The sequence below is a fragment of the Burkholderia sp. BCC1208 genome (genome assembly GCF_902833095.1).
Taxonomy (GTDB): domain Bacteria; phylum Pseudomonadota; class Gammaproteobacteria; order Burkholderiales; family Burkholderiaceae; genus Burkholderia.
Genome location: NZ_CADFDY010000014.1, coordinates 150,135 through 176,129 on the forward strand (window position 1 = coordinate 150,135; position 25,995 = coordinate 176,129).

Below are 25,995 nucleotides of genomic sequence, written 5' to 3' on the forward strand. Positions count from 1 at the left end.
CGTGCGTCGCGGGGGTTTTTTACGGATGGCCGGGTGGGCGCGTTACTTCGCCGCGTTGACCATGTAGTCGACGGCCGCCTTCACGTCGGCATCCGACGCGCTCGACCCGCCCTTCGGCGGCATCGCGCCCTTGCCGTGCAGCGCGTAGTTGTAGACCGTATCCATCGAATCCTTCAGGCGCGGCGCCCAGTCTTCCTTGCTGCCGAACTTCGGCGCGCCGAGCACGCCGGCCGCGTGGCAGGCCTGGCAGGTCGACGTGTACAGCGCCTTGCCGGCCGTTGCCGCATCGGCGCCGGCCGGGGCGGCCGCGGGCTTTTCGCCGGCCTTCGGGATCGCGGCGATCGCAGCCATGGCGGCGGCGGCCTGCGCGTTCGACGCGTCGGCCCCCGACGCGGGTGCGCCGCTGACGGGCTGCGCCGCGTTGGCGGCCGGCGCGGCCGGTTCGGGGAAATTCGCGCCGTCGTTGTTCGCCATGTAGACGATCGCGCGGGCGATTTCATAGTCGCTGACGTCGTCGGGGCTCGTGCCGCCGCGCGCCGGCATCGCGCCCTTGCCCGCGAGGGCCGTCTTCAGCAGCGTGTCGAAGCCTTGCGAGATGCGCGGCGCCCAGTCGTCCTTGTTGCCGAACTTCGGCGCGCCGGCGGCGCCGGTGCCGTGGCAGGTCACGCAGACGGCCTTGTAGACTTCCTCGCCGGTCTTGTACGTGTGGGGCGCGTTGGCGTCCTTCACGTCGACCTTCGCGAGCGGGGCGATACGCGCGGCGACCTGCTCGTCGGATAGCGCGTCCGTGCCGGCGCCGGAACGGAACGCATGGTTCGCGTAATTGGCGAACAGGACGATCAGGACAATCGGAATCGCGAACGACGCGATGATGACGGCAATCAGCTGCCCGGGGGTTTTGACGGGAGATTCGTGGGGTGCTTCGCTCATGCTTGCCTCGTCTCCATGAATAGGAATTGTGAGCGCGGTGCAACGGCAAAATGGCAGTCCAATGAAGCACGGACGATTATAGACGGAACGTTTACATCACGGCGAGCGGTGCGATGGCGCGTGTTTACCCGCACGCAGGCTCGCCCGGCGGCGATTCGGCGGGCAAGGTGGACGCGTCATGGGAAACCGGGTATCCTTGCCGTCTTGCCAATCGTGGGCGGCCTGTATATGGGGTCGCTTCACTGTCTCACGCGCCCGTAGCTCAATGGATAGAGTACTGCCCTCCGAAGGCAGGGGTTGCTGGTTCGATCCCAGCCGGGCGCGCCAAATAGCCTGATTCCAGGCGTCGATTTTCCCGATCCGTTTTCCTGAAGTCGTCCAGGCGTAACATCACCGCACGGTATCGCGCCGTCATTTCCCCCGGTATTCCCCCACCTTTCCATTGTGCGAGAATCGCCCGCAACGACAACTCAAAGCGTCGATCGCGGCGGCCGTCCGCGCATCGCGCCGACTCCGATGGCTGCCATTCCGTCCACCTCGACCGAAGTCGCTGGCTGCGCGCTGACCGATGCGCAGCAGGCGCTGCTCGCGCGTCTGAACACCTATTCTCCCGACGATCTGCACGCGCCGCTGCCATACAGCCGCCGCGTTGCCGAAGCCGAAGGCTGGTCGCATGCGCACGCGCTGGCCGTGATCGACGAATACAAGCGCTTCGCGTTTCTCGCGCAGGTAGCCGGCCATCCGGTCACGCCGTCGGTCGCGGTCGATGCCGCGTGGCACCTGCACCTGCAATACACGCGCGAATACTGGGACGTGTTCTGTGCCGACGTGCTGCGCGCGCCGCTGCATCACGTGCCGGGCGCGGGCGCGCCCGACGAGGCCGCGCAGTACGCGTGGCACTATCGGCAGACGCTCGACAGCTACCGCCGGCTGTTGGGCTGCGAACCGCCCGAAGCGATATGGCCGCGCCCCGCGGCCGAGCCGGCCGTGCCCGCCGACGCCCCGGTGCAGCAGCGCGCAGAACTGCGCGACGGCCCTTCGAGCGCGCCCGCCGCGCGCACGCGACGCTGGCGGCGCTTCGCGAGGTTCGCGTGGCCAACGGCGGCGATCAGCGTCGCGGCGACCTGCGCGAGCGCGAGCGATTTCAATGTGCTGGACTTCTCTGGGCCGGACTTTCTCGGGTTGTTCTACGTGCCGCTCTGCATCGCCGCGCTGCTGCTGATCGCCGGCCTGCAGTGGATCGAATACCGCCACCGTGCGTGGGGAACGCGTGCCCCCGAATCGTCGCCCGACCTGAGCGCGGAGGAAGCGGCGTATCTCGCGGGCGGCGGCGCGCGGATGGCGCAGGTCGCGATGCTGTCGCTCGCGCATGCCGGTGCGATCGAACTGCGGATGAGCAAGGTCCACGGCGCGCGGGTGCGGATCGACGATCCGCGACATGCAGGCGCTTATGGCGCCGACTGGGAATGGCTGAAGAGGCAACCTGGTGGCGAGACGAGCTGCCACGCGTTCGGTCAGCGTCTCGCGTGGCGCGAAGCCGACTGCGCCGCAGCGTTGCAGCGCAAAGGCTGGCTCTGGGCGCCGGGCGAGATGCGGGCGACGCGGATGGCCGCGCGCGCGATCCTGCTGCTCGTGTTCGGCGCGGGCACGGCGAAGCTCGCGGTCGGCCTGACCCGCGGCCGGCCCGTGCTGCTGCTGATGATTTTCATGACGGCGTTCATGGTCGCGTACCACTTCATGGTCGGCCGCCTGCCCGGCTTCGGGCGCGGCGGCATGACGCGCGGCGGCGAGGCGGCGCTCGCCGCGCACCGCGACGAACGCCGGGGCGACCGCGCGATGCCGGACGGCCTCTTGTGGACGGCCGCGCTGTTCGGCGCCGGCGCGCTCGCCGGCACCGTGTGGGCCGCGCATTCGAGCGTGCTGATGGCGCCGCCGCCCGTCGCCGTGAACACCGGCGGGTCGAGCGGTCCGTCCGACTCCGGCTCCGACGCCGGCGGCAGTTCGAGTTCGTGCAGTTCATCGAGCTCATGCAGCTCAAGCAGTTGCGGCGGCTGTTCGAGCAACTGAGCATAGGGCGCGCTGCCGGGATAGCGCGCCGGGCCGCCTGCGTCAGGCAAGCGGCACGGCGCGCGCCGAACTACGCGATTGCGGCATCGGCGGGCGTTCGTGCCTGCGCAGCACGCCCGTCGCCCGCCTCGACGATCAGCGTCCAGTCGAACGCCGGCAGGGCGCAGAGCTGCTCGACGGTGGCCGTGTACTCGTGCACGGGCGCGTGCAGGTAGCGCACCTTGTCGGTCCATTCGGGCAGCGTCGCCTGCGACGTGGTCAGCACGACCGCCAGCAGATCCTGTTCCGGCCGCCTTGCGATTTCCTGCAGGCTCAGCCGGACCTTGTCGAGGTCGCCCTCGGCGTCCAGGATCAGCGCGCCGGGGATCGGCGCATCCGGCCGGCCGGGCGCGTTGCCGGCAGCGCCTTTGTCGATGCACTGCTGATACACATGGCGATAGCGCGGCAGCGCCTGCTGTAGCGCGTGATGCTTGCGGACCTTCGCCTGCGCCGTGCGCGCGAGCCCGCGGCGCAGCGCCGGGTTCGCGATCAGCCGGTCGAGCGCGTCGACCCACGCCTGCGGCTCGTCCGGGACCAGCAGGCCGTCGCAGCCGTCGTGCAGCGCGAGGCGATAGGCTGGCCGGTCGCTGACGATCGAGGCGATGCCGGCCGCCGCGTATTCCTGCCACTGGATCGTGCTCGTGCCGGCGTTGTAGTCGTGGTCGGCGAGCGGCAGCAGCGCGATGTCCCAGCACCGTTCCGGCAGGCGTCGTGCGTGCGCGTCGTAGTCGTGAAGCTCGGGCTCGCACCCGGCGTCCGGGTGGCCGGCCCAGCCTGGCGGGACGTCCGCGCCGACGAAACTCACCTTGACCTTGCCGGGATGGCGCGCGCAGACCGCCTGCAGCGCCGCGTCGACGAGCGCGAAGTTGTCGGCGCGCAGCGACGCGCCGGCGATGCCGATCGTCACGCAGTCGTCGCCGCGCGCCGTCACGGGGCGGTAGAACCGGTCGAAGTCCACGCTGTCGGGCAGCACGTGAACGCGCGGGTGCGACAGCCGGTAGCGGCTGGCGATGAACGGCGTGGATACGATCACGGCGTCCGCGTTGCGCAGCACGAGCTCGATCCCCGCGCGGGCCATCCCGCCTTGCGCGGCGAGCGGGTGCGCGGCCGGCAGGTCGGTCAGCAGGTCGTCGGTCTCGTAGATCACCGGCTTTTCATGCTTGAAGATCGTATACAGGTCGTTGCCCGTCAGGATGCCGGGCGTCAGCCGGTGCAGCAGGATGGCGTCGGCCGTGGCCAGCACGCTGCTGTCGATCTGGCCGTCCCGGATGCCCGGGACGAGTTCCCATTCGTCGTTCAGCAGACCGAACGGCAGCGTGAGGCGAATTCGCGATGACGCGCACGCGTCCGGATCGATCGAATACACGATCAGGCGCTTGCGGCGCGGTGCGGCGTCCGCAGTCGCGGCGACAGGCGCCAGCGTCCGGTTCTCCGCGAGCAGCCGCGTGTACAGCACGCCGTGGCGCGCGGCGTTGCGGCCGATGTCGTGCTGCGCACGGATCGCATCCTGCGCGGCCGCGGCGAGTTGCGCGCGGGTTTGCGGATGCTCGATCAGGTGCGCGATCGCGTCGACCCACGCGTCGGCGGTGTCGGCGACGAGCCAGCCCGTGCGGCCGTGAACAACCGGGCAACCTTCCGTCGGCGTGGCGACGAGCACCGTGGCCGCGCCGGCCGCCGAGCATTCGAGCCATGCGCGCGGCGGCGCATCGTCGCGCAACGTGACCGGCGTCGCGACCAGCGCGATGTCGAGGTCCGCGCGCTTCAGCGCGTCGGCGTAGCTGTCGTAAGGGGCAGGCTCGGCGATCAGCGTGACGTCCGGTTCGCGGTCCCAGCCGGCCGGCAGCGCCGCGCCGACGAACGACACCCGGAGCTTCCCCGGAAACCGGCGGCGGAGCTCGGCCAGCGCCTGGCGGACCTGCTCGAGACGCACGCCGTCGAGACCGGCGCCGGAAACGGCGAGGTTCACGCGGTCGCGCACGCCGGGCGCCGCGCGGTGCAGACGCTTGAGATCGACGCCGGTCGGCAGCACGTGGACCGATGCGTTGACATGACGGTACTGCCGCGCCAGCGCTTCCGACGACACGACGAGCGCATGCGCGCGCTGCACGGCGCTGCGGATGCCCGCCTTGCGGCGCGCGTTGTCGGCCGCGCCGGGGATGTCGGCGAGCAGCGTGTCGAGCGGCGCGTCGATCTCGAGGACGACCGGCTTGCCGAGCGAGAACAGGTGTTCCAGCGTGGCGGGGGACAGCAGGCCCGGCGTGTCGCCCTGCAGCACGATCAGGTCGGCGCGCTGCAGCGCCTCGGGATCGATGCCGGCTGGCGTGACAGGGAAAGTCAGTGCCCATTCGCGGTCCAGCCGCGCGAACGGCTGCGCGAAGCGCAGGCTGGTGCGCGCGTGGTCGGCCGGTCCGGCGGTGACGACCGCGATGCACGAGCACGGCGCGGACGCCGGCTGCCCCTGGGCGGCGGCGCCCGTCGCGACGGCCTGCGCATCCAGCTTGTCCGCGTGTGCCTGGGTCCGCTCGACGAAGTTCTGCAACTGCTGCCAGAACGCGTCCTCTTCCTTCAGGTAGACGCCGCGCGCTTCGTGAACGGTGGCCTTCGCGTGCGCGATCTCGTGTTCGTCGAGCCCCCACGCGATGCCCTTGCCGTCCATCACCCACCGGGTCGGCTCCGACAGCGACGCGTCATTCATGATGCACACGACCGGGCATCCGCACAGCAGCGCTTCGAACACGGCGGTGGACCATTCGTACATGTACACGCACTCGACCTGTCGGAACAGCGCCGCGAGTTCGTGCGCCGAACGTTCCGGCACGCGGGTCGAGATTTCGATCGACTCGGCGGTGACCGGATGCAGCGTGCCGCCGCGCCGCAGGTGGCGATTGATGAAGACGGCCGTGCCGTTGCGGCGGGCGTTGTCGACACCGTCGCTGTTGAAGATGCGCGTGTCGACCAGCGGTATGCGCAGCAGGTCCGCCTTCCATTCTTCGGGCACCAGCGACGGCCCGAACGTGAAGATGAGGTCGTTCGGCTGCAGGGCGATCGGTTCGCCGTTGATGCGACCGGGCTCGGCCAGCAGGTAGCGCACGACGCAGCGCGCGTTGAACGGATTGCCGGTGACGACATCAGGGTAGACGACGATCGGGCTGCGATTCGCGCGGGCGTGCGCCTGCACGATGTCGTTGGTCAGCGGCGGCGTGCGCAGGTCAGGATGCACGATCGGCGTGCAGACGTACGCTTCGTGGCCGAGCAGATTCAGCACGTGGCACAGGTAGTGCATCGCGCGGATCCCGCCGGAGGTTTGCCGGAAATTCGGCGCGAGGATGTAGTACGGGTGGCCGAGTCGCGTAAAGATGCGCGAACCGCCGTGCGCCAGGCCAGGTTTGGGAGTCGTCATCGTTATCGGGTGCGGTAGAAATCGAAGACCACGTCGAGGATGCGATCCTGTTCGGCTTCGGTCATGTCGTGGTAAAGCGGCAGCCGGACGAGCCGGTCGGCGACGAGGTCCGTCACCGCCATGCCGGACCCGCAGCGCCCATAGCGCTGGCCGGCCGGCGAACTGTGCAGCGGCACGTAGTGGAACACCGCGTTCACGCCCACCGCGCGGATCTGCTGCAGCAGCTCGGTGCGTTCGGCGAGGTCGCGTGCGAGGAAATAGAACATGTGGCCGTTGCCGCGCTCGGCGAGCGAAATCGCGGGCAGCTCGATCAGCCCGTCCGCGCGCAGCGGCTGCAGTGCGTCCTGGTAGCGCTGCACGGTCGCGCGCCGCTGCGCGGTGATCACGTCCGCGTGCTCGAACTGCGCGTACAGGAACGCCGCGATCAACTCGCCCGGCAGGAACGACGAACCGACGTCGACCCATGTGTACTTGTCCACCTGCCCGCGGAAGAACTGACTGCGGTTGGTGCCCTTCTCGCGGATGATCTCCGCGCGCTCGACGAGGCGCGGGTCGTTGACCAGCAGCGCGCCGCCTTCGCCCGAGATCACGTTCTTGGTCTCGTGGAAGCTGAGGCACGCGAGGTGGCCGAGACTGCCGAGCGGCTTGCCGTTCCACGACGACTGCAGCGCCTGAGCGGCGTCCTCGATCACCCACAGGTCGTGGTCCGCCGCGAGCTGCCCGATCGCGTCCATGTCGCATGCGACGCCCGCGTAGTGCACCGGCACGATCGCGCGCGTGCGCTGGGTGATCGCGGCGGCGATCTGCGTCTCGTCAAGGTTCAGCGTGTCGCGGCGGATGTCGACGAACACCGGCGTCGCGCCGCGCAGCACGAACGCGTTGGCGGTCGACACGAACGTGTAGGACGGCATGATCACTTCGTCGCCGGGCTGCACGTCGGCGAGGATCGCGGCCATCTCGAGCGCGGCCGTGCACGAGTGCGTGAGCAGCGCGCGCTGGCAGCCGATGCGCGCTTCCAGCCAGCGGTGGCAGAGCTTCGTGAACGCCTGGTCGCCGGCGAGGCCGCCCTGCTCGACCGCTTTCGCGATGTAGTAGAGCTCCTTGCCGACCACGAACGGGCGGCCGAACGGAATGACGTCGAGATTGGGTGGGCCGAACATGGTCAGGCTCCGCAGTAAGGGGGACGTTCGGCCGCGCGGCTTGCGCGCGGCGCCGCTCAGATGTCCTTGCGGACGAGAATCGTGAACTCGTACAGGCCGTAGTCGTGCAGCAGCGCGACGTGACGCGAATAGCGGCGCTTGCAGCGATCGAACAGCGCGCACGGGTCCGCGTAGTACAGGAGGTCCGGGCGCATGAACGGCGGATCGGAATACGACGTCAGGCAGTTGAACGCGAAGCCCAGTCGGCTCGTCGCGTGCAGCGTGTCGAGCGTCGCGTGGATGTAGTCGAGCCATGCGTCGTCGCCGTGACCGCGCCTGACGTTGAAGATGCCGGATGCGATCCCGTAGTCCGACGCGGCCTGCGGCACCGCGCCGACATGAAATGCGACGTTCGCGTCTTCGCGATAGCGCTGCCGCGCGGCGTCGACCATATCGGACGAGATGTCGTAGCCCGCATACGCGAAGCCGTCCGGCAGCGCACGCGCCTTCAGGAAATCGACCAGCGCGCCGTAGCCGCAGCCGATGTCGTTCATCGAGTGGCCGCCGGACTCGGGCAGGATCTTCGTCAGTTGTTCGAAGCGCAGGAACTGGCTCGTTTCGCCGTTCCAGTCGACGCCGCGCGCGGTCGCGCCGTGCTCCGCCAGCCGCGCGCTGTAGTACGCGGCCACTTCTTCCAGCAGGCTCGCATGCCGGGATTCGCTCATGGACATCGCCTCAGTCTTTCGAGGTCAGCGCGTACCGACGCGCGTCGGGACCGCAGTTGAACAGCACGTCGAGCACCGTCACGCCGTGGACGAAGTCGCCCCACTGCTGCGGATACTCGGGATAGCTCGGATAGTCGAACCAGCGCACCGCGACGCCGGCATCGGCGAACAGGCTCTCGTCGAGGTAGCTGCGCGCGGCCGGGCCGGACAGGTACTCGGACGCGCTCGCCTGCACGCACAGGTTCAGCAGCTTCTCGGTGCGGTCGCCGTGCAGCGCATAGTCCGACGTCGACGACACGCGCGTGCCGATCTCCAGTTGCCGCAGGACCCACGTCAGCATCGCGAAATTCAGCTCGCTCAGCATCCCGTAGGTGCGACCGGTGTAGAGCGCTTCGAGCTCGTCCGCATAGCGCGCGAAGTGCGGCGCGCGCGCGTAGTTCTGCTGCAGGGCCTTCCAGTGCAGCGGCGCCCAGTCGGCGCCGTCGATCTCGGTTTCGCGGATCGACTGGTGATACTTGCCCTTCACCTTTACCGGCACGCTCAGCCATTGCACGCCCTGCGGCGTCTTGATCTGGTTGCGGTTGCGCCAGTCGCGGCGCGTGTACTGCGCGTCATCGTAGAGGATGAACTCGTCGCTGGCGGCGATCAGGTCGAAGTAGCCCTTCCACGGAATGTAGTTGGACTGGACGATCGCTACCCGCTTCGCGTCGCGGTTCATGGTCGCACCGCTCATGCCGGAATGTGGCCGTACCGGTACATGTCGACGAGCTCGGGCGGAATGCCCCAGTCCGTTGCGCCCAGCTTGTCGTGCAGCGCCTCCAGGTCCGCGCGCATCGCGTTCCGAAGCTGTTCGACCATGCGGTTGCGCGCCGGCACGAAGTCGTGCTGGTACGCGGCATTGAGCTGATGGCGTACCGTCTTCGCGATCGCGGCCTCGCGCGTCATGTTGCGGATCAGCGGGCGTTCGGGCGCGAGTTCCGCGTAGCGCGGATCGATCGGCTCGCCGCGCATCGCCGCGACGAGATCGCGGCACAGCACCGGCGACAGGTGGAAACCGTCGCGCTTGGTGCCACCGAGAATCCACAGGTCGCGCACGCTGGTTTCGCCGAACAGCGGATACAGGTCGGACGTCGTCGGTCGCCAGCCGACGTTGACATTGACTAGGTTCGCGCGCGAGAAGCGGGTGTTGATCTGGTCCATCGCGGACTTGAGCAGCGTGTACGCGCTGCCGGCGTGGCCGTGCTCGTGCGGCACCGGGCTGATGTAGTTGCTGGCGCCGACGAGGGTCCGGTCGGGCCCGTACGGCGCCGAATACACACCGCACGCGAGGCCGCGGTTGGTCGTGCGCACGCAGTGCGTGTGCACGTTCTCCGTGCTCTGCAGTTCGATCGACATGCCGATGCCGTAGAACATCCGCTGCACCGGCAGCTCGGGCAGGCTCGCCTGCAGCACGCGCGTCACGTTGGCGCCGTTGCAGAGGATGAAGCGGTCCGCGCCGAGCACGCTGCCATCGGACAGGCGCGCCCCGGTGACGCGTCCGGCCGCGGTGTCGAGCCGCTCGACCTCGGCGTCGATGAAGCGCACGTTGCCGGCTTGCGCGACCGACGCGGTCAGCGCGTCGAGAAACTGTTTCGGATTGACCCAGCCTTCGCGCTTCAGGAAGACCGCCTTCAGCGCGCGATAGCGCGGGTCCGGATGATAGTTCGGGATCCCTGACGGATCGACCGCCTCGCAGGGCTCCTCGAATTCGCGGCAGAACCGCTGCATGGCCGCGAAGTTCTCGTCGTCGAGCGCGTCGGTCGCCGCGTTGTTCAGCACGAAGGTGCCGAAGCCGTGCGCGACCGCGCGCTCCGGCGTGCAGATTTCAGCGAATACGGCGGGCCAGGCCGCCGTCGCGCCGCGGCTCAGCTCGAACTTGAAGCGGTCGATCGGCGTGCCGAGCGAATCGCCTTCCAGCTCGGTGAACGAATTGAGCATCGCCGCCGCGGCGCGCGTGGCCGAGCCGGGCCGGTGCGCGTGGCCGACGATCACGAGCTCGACGCCCGCGTCGGCCTGCTGCCATGCGCGGGCCGTCATCAGGCCGAGAATGCCGTTGCCGAGGATTGCGATTTTCATTTGCGTGTGCCCCCACCTTCGGGGAATGACAGGTAGCAGAGCGACGGATAGGCTGCAGCCTTGTGGATCTGGTGCGGACGGTTGCCGAGCAGGTCGCGCAGGTAATGGACGCCTTCCGCGGGCAGCTGGCCGCCGCGGGTGAGCTGCCAGAACGCGACGACGCCGCCGGGCACCAGCCGCTCCATCACCGCGTCGAACGCGTGCCGGGTCGGCTCGATCACGTTCAGGTCGAACCACGCGAGCGCGACCATCTCGCCGGGATGCGCTTCGTCGAACGCCGCCAGCGTGTCGCGGCAGTCGCCTTCCCACACGTGGTGCTTGTCATGCACGTGTCCCATCGCGTTGCTGCGCTCGTGCAGGTTCAGCAGCTTGCGCAGCAGGTCGGCGTACTCGCCGGACAGCGAGTACGTGCCGTCGGAGAACAGCTTGCGGTCGCGCGTGTCGTGCTCGGCGAAGCCCGTGTAGCCCGTGAACGTATCGAATGCGTGGATCCGACGCTGGAAGTTCAGCGGCTCGAGAATCGCGCGGAAGTTCTCGCACAGCACGGCGGTCTGCCCGCGCCACGTGCCGAGATCGAGGATCGCGCCCGGCAGCGGCACGATTTTTTGATAAATCTCGAAGGTCGCGAGAATGCGTGCGAGGAGCGAGCCGCGCACGAACAGGCCGAGCGACCGTTCCAGTTCCTCGCGCGTCGCGGGGTAGGTCTGCATCAGGTCGAACAGTTCGCGGCGCGCCGCGAGCTGATCGCCATCTGCGTTGGTGATGATCGCTGATTCGTGCATACACAGGGCTCCAGGCACAAAGGGTGTGACCGGACGAGCGCGTGTCGGCGCGGTGGCATCGGAATGCGCAACCGTCCGAGCGTCGCAGGTCGGACATCTTTCTACGATCAAGTCTAGCGAGCGCCGCCAGGATCGAATGTCGGATTAGCGGGTGGTTTCACCCCGCATTTCGATGGATGCGCGCGTGTCCGGCGCGAATTCGGGGCGCCCGCGGGCGCGGCTTGCAGTCGCGGGAATAGCGACCAATTCCAGCACCTGCTCGCCAAATTGGAACGCGGCGTGCGCGTGGAGAATTCGGACACGTCGGAGACCGTCGATGCGTGCGTCCGCGGGCGAAGACGTGTGCCGACGCAGCGGCGCCGGCCGCGATTCGAATCCCGTATTGGCTACCAGGACGACATAGCTCATGATGCTCACCTCCCCCGCCGCCGCCACGATCGAACAGGCGCTGGCGCACCATCAGGCCGAACGGCTGGAAGAGGCCGAGACGCTGTACCGGCAGATCCTCGACACCGATCCCCGGCACGCGGACGCGCTTCACCTCCTCGGCCTGATCGGCCATCAGTACGGGCGCTATCAGGAGGCATCCGACCTGATCATGGCGGCGATCGAGATCCGGCCGGACGCGATGTACTACTACAACCTCGGCAACGTGATGCAGGCGGACAACCGTTACGCCGCCGCCGCCGAGTGCTTCCGTCTCGCAATCGAGCTGCGACCCGACTACGTCGATGCGTACAACAACCTCGGCAACGCGCTGCGGCTCGCCGGCGACGTCCGCGCGGCCGTCGATGCGTTCTGCCAGGCCATTGCGCTGAAGCCGGACAACGGCCAGGCCTACAACAACGTTGCGAATGCGCTGTTCGACCTGAACGAGATTCCGGCCGCGCTCGAGGCTTACCGGCACGCGGTCGCGCTGCGCCCCGAACTGCCGGAGCCGCGCAGCAACCTGCTGTTCGCGAGCCACTTCAGCGAAGCGTTCGACCACGACGCCTATCTCGCCGAGGCCGCGCGCTACGACGAACTCGTCACGCGCTGCGCGAAGCCGTGGACGGACTGGCTCGTCGACCTGGCTCCCCGGGGCGGGCGGCCGCTGAAGGTCGGCATCGTGTCGGGCGACCTGAAGTCGCATCCGGTCGGCTATTTCATCGAGAGCATGCTGAAGCATCTCGACGCGAACCGGATCGAGATGCATGCGTACCCGACGCGCGACGTCGAGGACGACGTGACCGCCCGCATCAAGCCGGCCTTCTCGACATGGACCAGCATCGCCGGCCTGAGCGACGAAGCGGCGGCTGCGCGTGTCCGCGCGGACCGCATCGACGTGCTGCTCGACGCGGCGGGCCACACGGTCTACAACCGCCTGCCGTTGTTCGCGTGGAAGCCGGCGCCGCTGCAGGCGAGCTGGCCCGGTTATTTCGCGAGCACCGGCGTGGGCGCGATCGACTACGTGATCGGCGACCGTCACGTGCTGCCGCCCGCCGAGGCCGCGCATTTCACCGAGCGGCCGTGGCACCTGCCGGACAGCTATCTGTGCTTCACGCCGCCGGCCGAGCCTGTCGACGTCGGCGCGCTGCCGATGCTCGCGAACGGCCATCCGACCTTCGGCTATTTCGGCAAGCTCGCGAAGATCACCGATCACGTCGTCGCGGTCTGGTCGCGCGTGCTGCAATCGGTCACGGGCGCGAAGCTGTTCGTGAAGGCCGAGCATCTCGACGATCCGCGCGAGCAGCAGGCGCTTGCCGCGCGCTTCGCTGCGCACGGCATCGACGCGCAGCGCCTGATCCTCGAAGGCCGCTCGCCGCGCGCCGAATATCTGGCCGCGTACGGGCGTGTCGACCTGATGCTGAGCCCGTTCCCGTATCCGGGCGGCACGACGACCGCCGAAGCGCTGTGGATGGGCGTGCCCGTGCTGTGCCGGCGCGGCGAGCGCTTCCTGTCGCACATCGCCGAGAGCCTGCTGCATTCGGCGCGGCTGCCCGAGTGGATCGCGGACGACGACGCCGCGTATGTCGCGAAGGCCGTCGCGCAGGTCGGCCAGCCTGCCGAGCTGGCGGCGCGGCGCACGACGCTGCGCGCGCTGGTGCTCGCGTCGCCGCTGTGCGACGCGCCCCGCTTCGCGCGCCACTTCGAGGACGCACTGCACGGCATGTGGGCGCAGCACGTCGAAGCCACGCCGGCCGCAACCGTGTGAGGCCGCTCGCGACTTGACGTGCGTGGGCATTTCCACGTTGGCGGCAAGCGGAACATGGCGCCCCTCGCGCCGAACACCGCGCCGGCCGACGCGATCGTCATGCCGACCGGCGGCGCGTGCGCGACACCGTCGTCGGGATGGCGCGCGATGGGATTGCGGCGCCGGCCGTGATGATCGGCACGGCGGCAGGCCGATCGACTTCCGACGCGAACCGCATCCCTATTGAGCAGGACAGACGAGATGGACGGAACAGGACAGGCATTGCAGGCGGCGCTCGCGCATCATCAGGCGGGGCGTCTCGCGGAAGCGAAGACGCTGTACGGCGCGATTCTCACCGCGCAGCCGGGCCAGCCGGATGCGCTGCATTTCCTCGGGCTGCTTGCGTGCCAGCTGAAGCAGTACGACGCGGGGCTCGCGCTGATGGAGCAATCGCTCGTCGAGCGGCCGGACGCGTCGTACTTCAACAACCTGGGCAACATGCTGCGCGAAAGCGGCCGGCTCGACGACGCGATCGCGCACTATCGGCGCGCGGTGGCGCTGCGGCCGGACTATCCGGAGGCGCACAACAACCTCGGCAACGCGTTGCGCGACGCACGCGAGCCGGCGGCCGCGATGCAGAGCTGCGCGCGCGCGATTGAGCTGCGCCCCGGCTATGCGCAGGCGTACAACAACCTCGGCAATGCGCTGCAGGATCTGGGCGACCTCGATGGCGCCGCCGCGCATTACGGCCGCGCGATCGAGCTGGATGCGTCGATGGCGATGGCCCATGCGAACCTGAGCGCCGTGCGTCACAAGCAACTGCGCTGCGCGGAAGCGCTCGCGCATGCGCAGGACGCGATCCGGCACGCGCCGAACCTCGGCGACGCACATAACCACGCGGGCAACGCGTATCACGGACTGAACCGGCTCGAGGATGCGCAAGCGTGCCATCGCACGGCCGTCACGCTCAATCCGGCGGACGCCGGCGCGTGCCACAACCTGTCCGTCGTGCTGTTGAAGCTGCAGCGGCTCGACGAGGCGCTCGTGTATTGCCGGCAGGCGTTGCAGGCCGGCCCGCCGGCCGTGTTGATGCACGTCAATCTCGGCGACATCCTGCGCGCGCAGGGCAACGTCGATGCCGCGGTTCACGCGTATCGCGACGCGCTTGCGCTGGTGCGCGACGATGCCGACGACGTGGCGGCGACCGTGCTGAACCGGCTGCTGTTCAGCGCGGCGGCGTCCGCTTGCGTGAACCCCGCCGACTATCTGGCCGACGCGCGGCGCTACGGCCGGCACCTGGCCGCGCGTTCGACGCGCCATGCGCACGATCCGCGCGAGCGGCGCGCGCGCGCGCAAGGGCGGCCGCTGCGCGTCGGCTTCGTGTCCGGCGACCTGCGCCTGCACCCGGTCGGGATCTTCCTGGAAAGCGTGCTCGCGCACCTCGAGCGCACGCGCATCGACCTGCGCGTGTACGTGACCACGGACGAGGAGGACGCGATCACCGCGAAACTGAAGCCGCACGCGAACGGCTGGCGCTCGATCGCCGCGCTGGGTCCGGACGTGGCCGCGCGGATGATCCACGACGACGAAATCGACGTTCTCGTCGACCTCGCGGGCCATACGCAGTCGAGCGGGCTCCCGGTGTTCGGCTGGAAACCCGCGCCGGTGCAGGCGAGCTGGCTCGGTTTCTTCGCATCGACCGGCTGCGACGCGATCGACTACTTCATCGGCGACCGCTACACGCTGCCGGACGCCGAAGCGCATCACTTCGTCGAGAAGCCGTGGCGGCTGCCGGACAGCTTCCTGTGCTTCACGCCGCCGGCCTGCGACGTCGAGGTCGGCCCGCTGCCGATGGCGGCGAGCGGCCATCCGACGTTAGGTTGCTTCGGCCAGCTCGTGAAGATCGGCGACGACGTCGTGCGCGCGTGGTCGCGCATCCTGCACGCGCTGCCGAACGCGCGGCTGCTGCTCAAGGCGCACGAACTCGGTCGCGAGGGCGTGCGCGACGCGACCGCCGCGCGCTTCGCGCGGCATGGCATCGACGCGGACCGGCTGATCCTCGAGGGCGGTTCGCCGCGCGCGGAATACTTCCGCGCATATAACCGCATCGACGTCGCGCTGAGCCCGTTCCCGTATCCGGGCGGCACGACCACGGCCGAAGCGCTGTGGATGGGTGTGCCGGTGCTCGGCATGAAGGGCGGACGCTTTGTCACGCACATCTGCGAAAGCGTGCTGCACGCGGCGGGCATGGGCGAATGGGTCGCTGACGGCGAGGACAGCTATGTCGCGAAGGCGATCGCGGCGGTGCACGATCGCGAGCGCCTCGCGGCGCTGCGCGCGAGCCTGCGTGCGCAGCTGCTCGCGTCGCCGTTGTGCGACGCGCGCCGGTTCGCGGCGCATCTCGAAGCGGCGTTCCTCGCCATGTGGCAACGCTATACGAACTCGGAGCAGGAAGCATGAACGATATCCACGACACGCTGCAGTCCGCGCTCGCGCATCATCAGGCGGGGCGTCTCGCGGAAGCGAAGACACTGTACGACGCGATCCTCACCGCGCAGCCGGGCCAGCCGGATGCATTGCATTTCCTCGGGCTGCTCGCATGCCAGCTGAAGCAGTACGACGCGGGGCTCGCGCTGATGGAGCAATCGCTCGTCGAGCGGCCGGATGCGTCGTACTTCAACAACTTGGGCAACATGCTGCGCGAAAGCGGCCGGCTCGACGACGCGATCGCGCACTATCGGCGCGCGGTGGCGCTGCGGCCGGACTATCCGGAGGCGCACAACAACCTCGGCAACGCGTTGCGCGACGCACGCGAGCCGGCGGCCGCGATGCAGAGCTGCGCGCGCGCGATTGAGCTGCGCCCCGGCTATGCGCAGGCGTACAACAACCTCGGCAATGCGCTGCAGGACCTGGGCGAGCACGAAGCGGCGGCCGCGAGCTACGCCAAGGCCGTCGCGCACCAGCCGCAGTACGCGGATGCGTACTGCAATCTCGGCAACGCGCTGCATGCGCAGGATAAATTCGACGATGCCGCGGATGCCTATCGCCGCGCCATCGCGCTGCAACCGGGCTTCCGTGTCGCGCACCGGGGGCTGAGCGCGACGCTGCGCGCGGCCGGCGATCTGCACGGCGCGATCGACCATGCGCGCGAAGGGCTCGATCCGGGCGACGCAGACGCGCACTGCGTGCTGGCAAGGTTGCTGCAGCGCATCGGCGATTTCGACAAGGCGCTCGAACTGCTCGAGCAGGCGGTCGCGATCGACCCCGCGCATGCACAGGCATGGGCGTGGCTCGGCGATTTGCGCAACCAGCAGGGCGAATACGGGCAGGCGGTGCAGGTGTGCCGGCGTGCGATCGAGGTCGATCCCGAACTGGCCGACGCATACAACTTCCTCGGCTTCGCGTATCACAACCTCAACTTGCTGGCCGCCGCGGAGTTGAGCCATCGGCATGCGATCGACCTGAACCCGGACGACGCCGACGCGCATCACAATCTCGCCGCCGCGCTGTTTCGGCTCGAGAAGCTCGACGAGGCGATGAAGCACACCGAGATCGCGAGGGCGCTCGGCATCGATCCGCTGAAGGTCCAGATGACGCTCGGTGACATCCTGTGGGCGAAAGGGGATCTCGCCGGCGCGCTGGATGCGTTCCGCTCGGCGATCCGGCACGACCTGCATCGCGCGTACTCGCGGATGCTGTTCAACATGTCGAGCTCACCCGCGTTCGAGCCGCAGGAGTGGGTCGCCGAAGCGCGCCGCTACGGCGAGCATCTCGAGCGCGACGCGCATCCGTTCGAGCACGACCGCGCGCAGCGCGTCGCGCAGGCGCAGGGGCGGCCGCTGCGCGTCGGCTTCGTGTCGGGCGACCTGCGCCAGCACCCGGTCGGCATCTTCCTGGAAAGCGTGCTCGCGCGGATAGACCGGTCGCGCATCGAGCCGCATGCCTATGTGACCTTCGTCGGCGAGGACGACGTGACCGCGCGGCTCAGGCCGAACTTCGCGAGCTGGAAGAAGGTGGTCAGCCTGGGCCGCGAGGAGGCCGCGCAACTGATTCGCGACGACGGCATCGACATCCTGATCGATATGGCAGGCCATACCAACTGGAGCGGCCTGCCGATCTTCGGGCACAAGCCCGCGCCGGTGCAGGCGAGCTGGCTCGGTTTCTTCGCGACGACCGGTTGCCGCGCGATCGACTATTTCATCGGCGATGCGTATACGCTACCGGCCGACGAGGCGCATCACTTCACCGAGCGGCCGTGGCGGCTGCCGGACAGCTACCTATGCTTCACGCCGCCGCCGTACGATGTCGCGGTCGGCCCGCTGCCGATGGCGGCTCATGGCGGCGTCACGTTCGGCTGCTTCGGCAAGCTGATCAAGATCAGCGACGAGGTCGTCGCGCTGTGGTCGCGCATCCTGCACGCACTGCCGGACGCACGCCTGCTGCTGAAGGCCCATGAGCTCGGCGCCGGCGACGTGAACCAGGCGACGCTCGACCGCTTCGCGCGGCACGGCATCGGCGCGGATCGGCTGATTCTCGAAGGCGGTTCGCCGCGTGCGGAGTACTTCGCCGCGTATAACCGCATCGACATCGCGCTGAGCCCGTTCCCGTATCCGGGCGGCACGACCACGGCCGAAGCGCTGTGGATGGGCGTGCCGGTGCTCGGGATGAAGGGCGGCCGGTTCGTCACGCACATTTGCGAAAGCCTGCTGCACGCGGCGGGCATGGGCGACTGGATCGCGGAAGACGAGGACGCGTACCTCGCGAAGGCCGTCGCGTTCGCGCGCGACCGCGACGGGCTGGCGACGCTGCGTGCAACGCTGCGCGAGCGCGCGCTGGCGTCGCCGCTGTGCGATGCGTCGCGCTTCGCACGCAACCTCGAGGACGCGCTGCACGGCATGTGGACCCGCTACGCGGCCGGCGAGACGGCGCCCCGGGACGCGTGACGAGCGGGATCGCGCCACGGCTGGAAGCCGCGCTCGCGCATCGTCGGGCCGCCCGCCCGAGATGATCGACGCGGCCGGCGAGCGGGCGACGCGGGCGTAGCCGGCGCGATCCGGCTCGCGCTCCCGCTTGCACGCGAAAAAAAAGCCGCATTGAAGCGGCTCGACGGTACGGCGACAACGGACCGCTCGACTGGCGGCGTCTTTTAATTCGAAATGCGCGGCGGGCGAGACGCCCGGCCGGTCACAGCATGCCGGCTTTCTGGTACTGGCTCGCGGCCTTGATCCGCTCCCGGGACTGCGCAAATTCCGCAGCCAGGCGGTCACGGTCCGTCTGCGCATGCTCCGTGATCGACGCGTCGATCGCCATGATCTGCCGCACCTGGTCCAGCACGTCCGGGGTCTGCTCGCCGGACAGGTTCATCAGCAGCGGCGAGCGTTCGTCGGCGAGGGCCGCGACGCGCACCCAGTCGCGCGCATCGGCCGCCGACTGCATGGCACGGGTCAGGTCGAAGGCGCGGGACAGGGTGTCGTTCGTCATGGTTCTGCTCCGAAGGGGGCGGCCAACGCTTACTTGTTGTTGGCCATCGCGCCGGCGCTGTTCTGGCCGCCGAACAGCTGGGTCAGGTAGCGGGTGTTGTTCGCCATCGTCGCCATCAGCGTGTTCAGCGCGGTGAATTGCGCATTGTATTGCTTGGTCAACTGGTCCGAGTAGCTCTGCAGCTGCGTCGCCTGACCCTGCACACTCTTCAGATCGGCGTTGATCGCGTTGGTGCGCTGGTCGATCAGGCCGGACGTCTGCGTGTACGAGTTGATGTTCGCATTGAGCGCCTGGGCGATGCCGTTCGTCTGGTTGAAGATCGCCGTCACCGCGGAACTGTTCGACTTGAGCGCGGTGGTCAGCGCGGCGGTGTCGACCGACATCGCGCCGGTCGAGTCCACGTTGATGCCGATGCTGCCGAGCGCATAGGTCGTGCCGCCCGTCGTGACGCCGCTGCTGAGCGTCGTCGCGAGTGTGCTCCTGATCGTGTTCAGCATCGCGTCGCCGAGCAGCGGGCCGGCGGTCTTCGCGGTCGAGTCGTAGCTCGACAGCGATTTCGCGGTATTCACGAAGTTGGTATACGCGGTCGCGAAATTGTTGATCGCGGTCGTCGCCGCGGCCGTGTCCTGCGACAGCGTGATGGTTTGCGTCGTGCCGACCGCGGCCTGCGACAGCGCCAGCGTGACACCCGTCAGCGCGCCCGACACGTTGTTCGACGCGCTCGACACCGGCGTGCCGTCGATCGTCAGCTTCGCGTCGGCGGCCGACGTGACCGTCGTGTACCCCGACGTCAGTTTCGAGTTGACGCCGGTGCCCGTGATCGAGATCGTGTTGGCTGCACCGGTGACGTTCGACTGCATCACGAGATGCTGGCCGTCCGAACCGGTGATGACCGACGCGGTGACGCCGGCATTGCCGGACGCGGAGTTGATCGACGACGCGATGTCGGACAGCGATGCGCCGGCCGCCACGTTGACGTTGAACGCGGGGTTGCTGCCGAAGGTGATGCTCAGCGAACCGGCCGAGATCGTGTCCGCCGACGTCACGCCGGCCGACGACAGCTTGTTGGCGGTCGCGAGCTGCGTGACATTGACCGAATACGAACCGGCCACCGCGCCGCTGCCGCTCTTGATCGTCGTCGCGATGCCCGTGCCGCTCGCCGTCGCGGCGAGGCTGCCGAGCGCGGTGCCGTCCGAGAGGCCGGTGAGCGCGGTCTGCAGCGCGGACAGCGCGCCCTTCAGCTGGCCGATCGCGGACAGCTGCGTATTGTCGTTCGTCTGTCGGGTCTGCAGGGCCTGCAATTGCCCGGCCGTCTTCGCGTTCACCAGCGTCGTGACGAGCGTATTGACGTCGAGCGTCGAATTGGTCGCGCCGCTGATGATCGATTGACCTGCATTCGCCAGGATGGTGCTGATGTCCGTGCTGCTGACGGGGGTGGTGGCCATGCCGTTGCTCCGGTCGTCCGCGCAATCAACGTGCGCGATGCGGCGGGGCGCCGCGGTTCAATGCAAAGAGGGAGGCGTGCCTCCCTGGAGAATTCCGGTCTGGGCGGTTTCGGCGGCGTCGCGATGCGTCGCATGGCGACGCCGCCGTGCCCGGAGGCGGGCGGGCACGTGGCCCGCCGCGGGTGCTGCTCGATTAGCCGAGGAGCTTCAGGACTTGCTGCGGCAGCGAGTTCGCTTGCGCCAGAACCGAGATACCAGCTTGTTGCAGCACTTGAGCCTTGCTCAGGTTCGCCGTTTCCGTCGCGAAGTCCGCGTCGGTGATCTGCGAGCGAGCGGCGGTCATGTTGGTTGCCTGGGTTTGCGTCGTCGAGATCGCAGCCTGGAACGTGTTCTGTGCTGCGCCCAGCGTTGCCTGGAACGTGTTGACTTGCTTCAGTGCCGCGTCGATCGCCGTGATCGCCGATTGCGCGCCCGACTGGGTGGCGACGCTCAGGCTGTTCACGCTCATGCCCGTGCTGTTCCAGTTCGCCGTGCCGAAGTCGACGGTAACGACCTGGTTCGCTGCTGCGCCGATCTGGAACGTGACGCTGCCGGCGCCGCCCAGGATGGTCTGGCTGTTGAACGTCGTTTGCGATGCGACACGGTCGATTTCGCTGAGACGCGTCGTCACTTCAGCTTGCAGGTTCGCGCGAGCGCTCGAATCCAGCGAGCCGTCGCCCGCTTGTTGCGCCAGCGTACGGATACGCTGCAGGTTGTCGACCGTCGATTGCAGCGCGCCGTTGGCGGTCTGGATCATCGAGATGCCGTTGTTCGCGTTTGCAACACCTTGCGTCAGCGCATTGATTGCCGCCGTTTGCGACGTCGAGATCGCCAGGCCTGCTGCATCGTCAGCAGCGGTGTTGATGCGCTTGCCCGACGACAGGCGGTTGATTGCTTGCGACAGTGCGCTTTGCGAGCCCGACAGATTCGTCTGCGTCGTCAGCGAAAGGATGTTGGTGTTGATGTTCAGCATTTGCTTCCTCGTTTTGGAAAATGCCTGAGATACAGACAGGTTCTGATTTCGGCGTGGCGCTTTTTGCGTCTGGCGCTGCCCGCCTTTCCTGGTTGACGGCGGCACCCGGCGAAAACTTTAGAGGGATGTTTGAGGAAATTCGGGACCGAAGGACCGGTTTCGCCGGGAAGGCGCACGGGGCATGGCGGGCGGCGTGGCGGCCGTGGCGCGAGAATCGCGCGGTTGGGCGGAACGTTTGCCCGCGACCGACAAAAGGGTGGTTTTATCTGTGATTCCCTGCTATGATGGCGGGCTGAATTGAGATTTTCTGTCACGCCTTTGCCGGTTTCGGCATGTCTGCTGACAGTCAAACGCGGCGCTGCACGCGGTTGTGAAGCGTACTCGCGGTGCTTTCCGCCTCTCTTTTCCGGCCTCCGAGGCCGTATTTCCGCTCGTTTCGCCTGTTTGTGGGGACGCTCGGATGGCCGGTGCGTGGCGCTTGGCCGCTACGTTTTTGACCGTTTAAGCAATTTAGGAACGACATGACGACGATTCTTCTGAAAGAAAACGAGCCGTTCGAAGTGGCGATTCGCCGCTTTCGTCGCGCTATCGAAAAAAATGGCCTGATCGCTGAACTGCGTGAGCGCCAGTCTTACGAAAAGCCGACCGCAGTCCGCAAGCGCAAGAAGGCAGCAGCCGTCAAGCGCCTGCACAAGCGTCTGCGCAGCCAGATGCTGCCGAAGAAGCTCCACTAAGAGCGTCTGCCGGTTCGCCGCGAAACGGCGGAGTGTGCCTCGAAAGAGGCCACTCCGCCGTTTTGCTTTTGCAGGCCGGGAAAATTCCGGGGGTGTTCCCGCCGACTGCCGAGGCCCGGCGGTGGGCGGTGAGCGGTGGGCGGGCGAATCGTCCGCATGCGCGAACGAGGCGGCTGGCCACGCGAGGGCGGCGGCCATGCGGCGCCCGCACCCGCGCCGAGTTGGCTTGGCACCAGCGTTGTCAGCCTGCCTTGCGCCGGCGTGCCAGCTGCTTGCCGCCCAGCGCCGCGCATTGCGCGTGGCACGGGCAACCGGCTTCGTGATCGTTGACCATGCCGGTCGCCTGCATCAGCGCATAGCAGATCGTCGAGCCGACGAACTTGCAGCCGTACGCCTTCAGCGCCTTGCTGAGCGCGTCGGACTGCTCGGTCGACGCGGGCGCGTCGCGGTACGACTGCCACGCATTCTGGACCGGCGTATCGCCGACGAACGACCACAGGAACGCGGCGAGCGACCCGTGCTCTTCGCGGATGCGCTGCACCGCGCGCGCGTTGGTCACCGCCGATTCGACCTTCGCGCGGTTGCGCACGATGCCCGGGTTCTCCAGCAGTTTCTCGATGCGCTTGGGCGTGAAGCGCGCGACGGCGTCGACGTCGAAATCGGCGAACGCTTCGCGATAGCCCGCGCGCTTGTTCAGGATCGTCGACCACGACAGCCCGGCCTGCGCGCCTTCCAGGATCAGCATTTCGAACAGGTGGCGATCGTCGTGCGACGGCACGCCCCACTCGGTATCGTGATAGTGAGCGTCCGCTTCCGTCTTCACCCAGTTGCACCGCTGCGACATCGTCTGCCTCGTTTTCAGTGTCGATTCGATCGCGCCAGCATAGCGGAAGCTCTTTGGGCGGGATAGCCGGCCGAACGGCAGATGGGCGCGCGGCGCCGATCCGGTTAAGCTTGGCGCCTGTTCGAATCAGCGGGATGAAGGCATGACGGCATTACTTTTTGCGATCGGCATCGACGGCGGCGGCACGGGCACGCGCGCGGTGCTGGCCGACCGGCACGGGCGAGAGCTGGCGCAGGGGCGCGGCGGTCCGTCGGGGCTCGGTCTCGGTATCGAGCGCGCATGGGCGTCGATCGGCGCGGCCTGCGCGGACGCGTTCACGCAGGCCGGCTTCGCGTTCGAATGGTCGCAGTGCGCGCTCGGCTGCGGGCTCGCCGGCGTCAACAACGCGGCGTGGCTCGCCGCGTTCCGCGCGCAGGCGCCGCTCGGCGCGCTCGCGATCGAGAGCGATGCGTACACGACCGTCGTCGGCGCGCACGGCGGCGCGCCGGGGCTCATCGTCGCGCTCGGCACCGGCAGCATCGCGGCGGCGCTCGATGCGGCGGGCGCGTGCCGGATCGCGGGCGGCTTCGGCTTTCCGTCCGGGGATGAGGCGAGCGGCGCGTGGCTCGGCGTGCGCGCGCTCGCCTATGCGCAACAGGCGTTGGACGGCCGCGTGCCGCGCGACGCGTTCGCCACGGCGCTCCTTGCGGAAACGGGCGCGCAGAATCGCGACGCGCTCGTCCAGTGGTCGTGCGACGCGAACCAGACGGCCTACGCGCGTCTCGCGCCGATCGTGTTCGCACACCGCGCGCACCCGGTCGCGAGCGCGCTGATCGCGCAAGCCGGCGCCGAGATCGGCAAGATGATCGACGCGCTCGATCCGCAGCAGGCGCTGCCGGTCGCGCTGTGCGGCGGCCTGGCGGACGCGCTCGCGCCGGCCGTGCCGGCGCGGCACGCCGCACGGCTGCGCGCGCCGCTCGACGATTCGGCGCATGGTGCGCTGCGGCTCGCGCTGCAGGCATTGCGGGCGGCGCAGGGCGACTAAGGTGAGGCGGGCACGCGATAGATTGCCGCGCCGCAGCAGCATCTCGGGCGGCGCATGGGCGGCAACCGCCCGGCGCGCGATCGGGCGCGACGTTAAAATGACGCTTCCTCCGTGCCGTGAGCGCCACTTTCCAGCCCCATGTACAAAGTCATCGCCACCGATCTCGACGGTACGCTGCTGAACAGCGACCACCAGCTCGACCCGTACACGATCGACACCGTTCGCCGGCTCGACCGCGACGGCGTGCAGTTCGTGATCGCCACGGGGCGCCATTACGCGGACGTCGCCGGCATTCGCGATGTCCTCGGCATACGGCCGTACCTGATCACGTCGAACGGCGCGCGCGTGCATGCGCCGGACGACACGACGATCCACGCGCAGGACATCGACGCAGCGGTCGTTCGCAGCCTGGTGCAGCCGGAAGTCGTCGGCGCGCACGGCCGCGTGATCGTCAACCTGTTCACCAACGACGGCTGGCTGATCGACCGCGAAGCGCCGCACCTGCTCGAATTCCACCGGGATTCGGGCTTCCGGTACGACGTGATCGACATGGCCGCGCACGACGGCGCGGCCATCGCGAAGGTGCTGTATATCGGCGAACCGGCCGATCTGGCGGTCGTTGCCGAGCAGATGCGCGTGCAGTTCGGCGATACGCTGTACGTCACGTACTCGCTGCCCGATTGCCTCGAAGTGATGACCGCGAACGTGTCGAAAGGGCGCGCGTTGCGCACGGTGCTCGCGCGGCTCGGCGTCGACACTGGCCACTGCATCGCATTCGGCGACAACATGAACGACATCGACCTGCTCGAAACCGCCGGTCATGCATTCATGATGAATAACGCGAACCCCGACCTGATGGCGCGGCTGCCGCACATCCCGCGGATCGGCAACAACTTCGACGCGGGCGTCGCCCGCCACCTGCGCACGCTGTTCTCGCTCGAAGACGACGTCGTCGCGTCCTGAACGCCCACCTCGGGCGCGTTTTCCGCGCGGAAATGAAAAACGGGCGCCAGGGGCGCCCGTCGAAATTGCCTGCCTCGATGTTCTTCGACAGCGTGAGGCTCGCTGCTCTGCTCGCGTGACCCCGTAGTGTTTTATTCGATGGTGCGAGCTGATGCGGGCAGCACGTCGACGGCGTTGTCACGCCCCGCGACCAGCGGGTAGATGATCCCTGCGAGTACCGCGCCGATCAGCGGCGCCGCCCAGAACAGCCAGAGCTGGCCAATCGCGTCGCCGCCCACGAACAGCGCGGGGCCGGTCGAGCGGGCCGGGTTCACCGACGTGTTGGTGACCGGGATCGAGATCAGGTGAATCAGCGTCAGGCACAGGCCGATCGCGATCGGCGCGAAGCCGGCCGGCGCGCGCTTGTCGGTCGCCCCAAGGATGACGAACAGGAAGAAGCCCGTCATCACGACCTCGCAGATGAATGCCGCACCGAGCGAGTAATGGCCGGGCGAGCGATCGCCGAAGCCGTTCGTCGCAAAGCCGCTGCCGACCAGGTCGAAACCCGGCTTGCCGGTTGCGATCAGGTACAGCACGAACGCGCCGAGCGTGGCGCCCACGACCTGCGCGACGATGTACGGCGCGAGATCGCGTGCCGGGAAGCGGCCGGCGACCGTCAGGCCGACGCTCACCGCCGGATTCAGGTGGCAACCCGAAATGTGGCCGATTGCGAATGCCATCGTCAGTACGGTCAGGCCGAAGGCGAGTGCGACGCCGGCAAAGCCGATGCCGAGGCCCGGAAAGGCGGCGGCCAGCACGGCGCTTCCGCACCCGCCGAGCACCAGCCAGAACGTGCCGAATACCTCTGCAGCGAGACGCTGAGAAAGATTCATGTAAGGACCTCGTTCAAGTGGGTTGAAGACCCCGGACGACGCAACGGATTTATTCCGTCGTCTGGAATTGGTCTGGATTATAGGAAATGAATCGGGCCCAGGAGGGTAAACGATTGTTAAATTTGAATGGCTGACGAATGCCTTTTATTAGAATAAGTCCGCATTCTCGATATAGGCGATCCGGTTAAAGATGGCAGCATTTATTCGAAGGGCAGGGCGGCAGTGCGGATGACGTAACGGATGTTGGTGT

The 25,995-nt window shown here is 68.1% G+C and carries 20 protein-coding genes and 1 tRNA gene; 8 read left to right on the forward strand and 13 right to left on the reverse strand.

What is annotated here, in order from left to right:
• Positions 1-42: 42 nt before the first annotated feature.
• Positions 43-930 carry a c-type cytochrome gene (locus HWX09_RS31115; RefSeq protein WP_027783206.1) on the reverse strand — a complete coding sequence of 296 codons (888 nt, stop codon included), beginning with the start codon at positions 928-930 and terminating at the stop codon, positions 43-45.
• Between the two features lie 251 nt (positions 931-1,181).
• Here HWX09_RS31115 and HWX09_RS31120 point away from each other — a divergent pair.
• Together HWX09_RS31120 and HWX09_RS31125 are read left to right on the forward strand one after the other, a co-directional pair.
• Positions 1,182-1,257 (forward strand) — tRNA-Arg (locus tag HWX09_RS31120).
• A 189-nt stretch (positions 1,258-1,446) separates the two neighbouring features.
• Complete coding sequence (locus HWX09_RS31125) at positions 1,447-2,997, forward strand: TIGR04222 domain-containing membrane protein (protein WP_027783207.1); 1,551 nt, start codon at positions 1,447-1,449, stop codon at positions 2,995-2,997.
• Positions 2,998-3,067: 70 nt separating this feature from the next.
• On the opposite strand, the gene HWX09_RS31130 is transcribed toward HWX09_RS31125, so the two are convergent.
• The 7 genes from HWX09_RS31130 to HWX09_RS31160 form a co-directional block, all read right to left on the reverse strand.
• Positions 3,068-6,436 carry a glycosyltransferase gene (locus tag HWX09_RS31130; RefSeq protein WP_027783208.1) on the reverse strand — a complete coding sequence of 1,123 codons (3,369 nt, stop codon included), beginning with the start codon at positions 6,434-6,436 and terminating at the stop codon, positions 3,068-3,070.
• 2 nt (positions 6,437-6,438) lie between these two features.
• Entirely contained in the window at positions 6,439-7,596 is a 1,158-nt protein-coding gene (gene rffA / locus HWX09_RS31135) for a dTDP-4-amino-4,6-dideoxygalactose transaminase (RefSeq protein WP_027783209.1), read from the reverse strand.
• 56 nt (positions 7,597-7,652) lie between these two features.
• On the reverse strand, positions 7,653-8,300 hold the full coding sequence (locus tag HWX09_RS31140; RefSeq protein ID WP_027783210.1) for a class I SAM-dependent methyltransferase: 648 nt from the start codon (positions 8,298-8,300) through the stop codon (positions 7,653-7,655).
• A gap of 10 nt (positions 8,301-8,310) precedes the next feature.
• Positions 8,311-9,033: a WbqC family protein gene (locus HWX09_RS31145; RefSeq protein ID WP_027783211.1), complete on the reverse strand. Its 723-nt coding sequence runs from the start codon at positions 9,031-9,033 to the stop codon at positions 8,311-8,313.
• Positions 9,030-10,415, reverse strand: coding sequence for an FAD-binding oxidoreductase (locus HWX09_RS31150; RefSeq protein WP_027783212.1), 1,386 nt, complete (start codon positions 10,413-10,415; stop codon positions 9,030-9,032). Before HWX09_RS31150 ends, HWX09_RS31145 begins: the two co-directional genes overlap by 4 nt.
• Positions 10,412-11,197: a class I SAM-dependent methyltransferase gene (locus tag HWX09_RS31155; RefSeq protein WP_014722216.1), complete on the reverse strand. Its 786-nt coding sequence runs from the start codon at positions 11,195-11,197 to the stop codon at positions 10,412-10,414. The genes HWX09_RS31150 and HWX09_RS31155 overlap by 4 nt, the downstream gene beginning before the upstream one ends.
• Before the next feature lie 144 nt (positions 11,198-11,341).
• Entirely contained in the window at positions 11,342-11,605 is a 264-nt protein-coding gene (locus HWX09_RS31160) for a hypothetical protein (protein ID WP_027783213.1), read from the reverse strand.
• Here HWX09_RS31160 and HWX09_RS31165 point away from each other — a divergent pair.
• From HWX09_RS31165 to HWX09_RS31175, 3 genes are all read left to right on the forward strand, one after another.
• Complete coding sequence (locus HWX09_RS31165; protein ID WP_027783214.1) at positions 11,604-13,391, forward strand: tetratricopeptide repeat protein; 1,788 nt, start codon at positions 11,604-11,606, stop codon at positions 13,389-13,391. The genes HWX09_RS31160 and HWX09_RS31165 overlap by 2 nt on opposite strands.
• A 240-nt stretch (positions 13,392-13,631) precedes the next feature.
• Entirely contained in the window at positions 13,632-15,830 is a 2,199-nt protein-coding gene (locus tag HWX09_RS31170) for a tetratricopeptide repeat protein (protein WP_027783215.1), read from the forward strand.
• Positions 15,827-18,313, forward strand: coding sequence for a tetratricopeptide repeat protein (locus HWX09_RS31175; protein WP_027783216.1), 2,487 nt, complete (start codon positions 15,827-15,829; stop codon positions 18,311-18,313). Before HWX09_RS31170 ends, HWX09_RS31175 begins: the two co-directional genes overlap by 4 nt.
• 241 nt (positions 18,314-18,554) lie before the next feature.
• Here HWX09_RS31175 and HWX09_RS31180 read toward each other — a convergent pair whose 3' ends face one another.
• The 3 genes from HWX09_RS31180 to HWX09_RS31190 all read right to left on the reverse strand — a co-directional run bounded on the left by HWX09_RS31180 (position 18,555) and on the right by HWX09_RS31190 (position 21,308).
• Positions 18,555-18,851 (reverse strand): flagellar protein FliT, encoded by a 297-nt coding sequence (locus HWX09_RS31180; protein ID WP_027783217.1) that lies wholly within the window; start codon positions 18,849-18,851, stop codon positions 18,555-18,557.
• Positions 18,852-18,880: 29 nt separating this feature from the next.
• Positions 18,881-20,296 (reverse strand): flagellar filament capping protein FliD, encoded by a 1,416-nt coding sequence (gene fliD / locus HWX09_RS31185; protein ID WP_027783218.1) that lies wholly within the window; start codon positions 20,294-20,296, stop codon positions 18,881-18,883.
• A gap of 193 nt (positions 20,297-20,489) precedes the next feature.
• Positions 20,490-21,308 (reverse strand): flagellin domain-containing protein, encoded by an 819-nt coding sequence (locus tag HWX09_RS31190; protein ID WP_027783219.1) that lies wholly within the window; start codon positions 21,306-21,308, stop codon positions 20,490-20,492.
• Positions 21,309-21,829: 521 nt separating this feature from the next.
• Between HWX09_RS31190 and rpsU the strand changes: the two genes are divergently transcribed.
• Complete coding sequence (gene rpsU, locus HWX09_RS31195; protein WP_006401410.1) at positions 21,830-22,042, forward strand: 30S ribosomal protein S21; 213 nt, start codon at positions 21,830-21,832, stop codon at positions 22,040-22,042.
• Between the two features lie 241 nt (positions 22,043-22,283).
• Here the strand turns inward: rpsU and HWX09_RS31200 are convergent, their stop codons facing one another.
• Positions 22,284-22,886 carry a DNA-3-methyladenine glycosylase I gene (locus HWX09_RS31200; protein WP_027783220.1) on the reverse strand — a complete coding sequence of 201 codons (603 nt, stop codon included), beginning with the start codon at positions 22,884-22,886 and terminating at the stop codon, positions 22,284-22,286.
• A 142-nt stretch (positions 22,887-23,028) separates the two neighbouring features.
• Here HWX09_RS31200 and HWX09_RS31205 point away from each other — a divergent pair, with 142 nt between their 5' ends.
• Positions 23,029-23,910, forward strand: coding sequence for a BadF/BadG/BcrA/BcrD ATPase family protein (locus HWX09_RS31205; protein WP_027783221.1), 882 nt, complete (start codon positions 23,029-23,031; stop codon positions 23,908-23,910).
• Positions 23,911-24,048: 138 nt separating this feature from the next.
• Entirely contained in the window at positions 24,049-24,873 is an 825-nt protein-coding gene (locus tag HWX09_RS31210) for a Cof-type HAD-IIB family hydrolase (RefSeq protein ID WP_027783222.1), read from the forward strand.
• 131 nt (positions 24,874-25,004) lie between these two features.
• On the opposite strand, the gene aqpZ is transcribed toward HWX09_RS31210, so the two are convergent.
• Positions 25,005-25,745 carry an aquaporin Z gene (gene aqpZ, locus HWX09_RS31215; RefSeq protein ID WP_027783223.1) on the reverse strand — a complete coding sequence of 247 codons (741 nt, stop codon included), beginning with the start codon at positions 25,743-25,745 and terminating at the stop codon, positions 25,005-25,007.
• Positions 25,746-25,995: the final 250 nt, after the last annotated feature.

What these genes read in the sequence shown, in the direction of transcription:
- HWX09_RS31165 (WP_027783214.1), top strand. Translation starts at nt 11,604, where the DNA reads ATGATGCTCACCTCCCCCGCCGCCGCCACGATCGAACAGGCGCTGGCG.
- fliD (WP_027783218.1), bottom strand. Translation starts at nt 20,296, where the DNA reads ATGGCCACCACCCCCGTCAGCAGCACGGACATCAGCACCATCCTGGCG.
- HWX09_RS31115 (WP_027783206.1), bottom strand. Translation starts at nt 930, where the DNA reads ATGAGCGAAGCACCCCACGAATCTCCCGTCAAAACCCCCGGGCAGCTG.
- HWX09_RS31125 (WP_027783207.1), top strand. Translation starts at nt 1,447, where the DNA reads ATGGCTGCCATTCCGTCCACCTCGACCGAAGTCGCTGGCTGCGCGCTG.
- HWX09_RS31145 (WP_027783211.1), bottom strand. Translation starts at nt 9,033, where the DNA reads ATGAGCGGTGCGACCATGAACCGCGACGCGAAGCGGGTAGCGATCGTC.
- HWX09_RS31155 (WP_014722216.1), bottom strand. Translation starts at nt 11,197, where the DNA reads ATGCACGAATCAGCGATCATCACCAACGCAGATGGCGATCAGCTCGCG.
- HWX09_RS31160 (WP_027783213.1), bottom strand. Translation starts at nt 11,605, where the DNA reads ATGAGCTATGTCGTCCTGGTAGCCAATACGGGATTCGAATCGCGGCCG.
- aqpZ (WP_027783223.1), bottom strand. Translation starts at nt 25,745, where the DNA reads ATGAATCTTTCTCAGCGTCTCGCTGCAGAGGTATTCGGCACGTTCTGG.
- HWX09_RS31140 (WP_027783210.1), bottom strand. Translation starts at nt 8,300, where the DNA reads ATGAGCGAATCCCGGCATGCGAGCCTGCTGGAAGAAGTGGCCGCGTAC.
- HWX09_RS31210 (WP_027783222.1), top strand. Translation starts at nt 24,049, where the DNA reads ATGTACAAAGTCATCGCCACCGATCTCGACGGTACGCTGCTGAACAGC.
- rpsU (WP_006401410.1), top strand. Translation starts at nt 21,830, where the DNA reads ATGACGACGATTCTTCTGAAAGAAAACGAGCCGTTCGAAGTGGCGATT.
- HWX09_RS31205 (WP_027783221.1), top strand. Translation starts at nt 23,029, where the DNA reads ATGACGGCATTACTTTTTGCGATCGGCATCGACGGCGGCGGCACGGGC.
- HWX09_RS31130 (WP_027783208.1), bottom strand. Translation starts at nt 6,436, where the DNA reads ATGACGACTCCCAAACCTGGCCTGGCGCACGGCGGTTCGCGCATCTTT.
- HWX09_RS31200 (WP_027783220.1), bottom strand. Translation starts at nt 22,886, where the DNA reads ATGTCGCAGCGGTGCAACTGGGTGAAGACGGAAGCGGACGCTCACTAT.
- HWX09_RS31170 (WP_027783215.1), top strand. Translation starts at nt 13,632, where the DNA reads ATGGACGGAACAGGACAGGCATTGCAGGCGGCGCTCGCGCATCATCAG.
- HWX09_RS31175 (WP_027783216.1), top strand. Translation starts at nt 15,827, where the DNA reads ATGAACGATATCCACGACACGCTGCAGTCCGCGCTCGCGCATCATCAG.
- rffA (WP_027783209.1), bottom strand. Translation starts at nt 7,596, where the DNA reads ATGTTCGGCCCACCCAATCTCGACGTCATTCCGTTCGGCCGCCCGTTC.
- HWX09_RS31180 (WP_027783217.1), bottom strand. Translation starts at nt 18,851, where the DNA reads ATGACGAACGACACCCTGTCCCGCGCCTTCGACCTGACCCGTGCCATG.
- HWX09_RS31190 (WP_027783219.1), bottom strand. Translation starts at nt 21,308, where the DNA reads ATGCTGAACATCAACACCAACATCCTTTCGCTGACGACGCAGACGAAT.
- HWX09_RS31150 (WP_027783212.1), bottom strand. Translation starts at nt 10,415, where the DNA reads ATGAAAATCGCAATCCTCGGCAACGGCATTCTCGGCCTGATGACGGCC.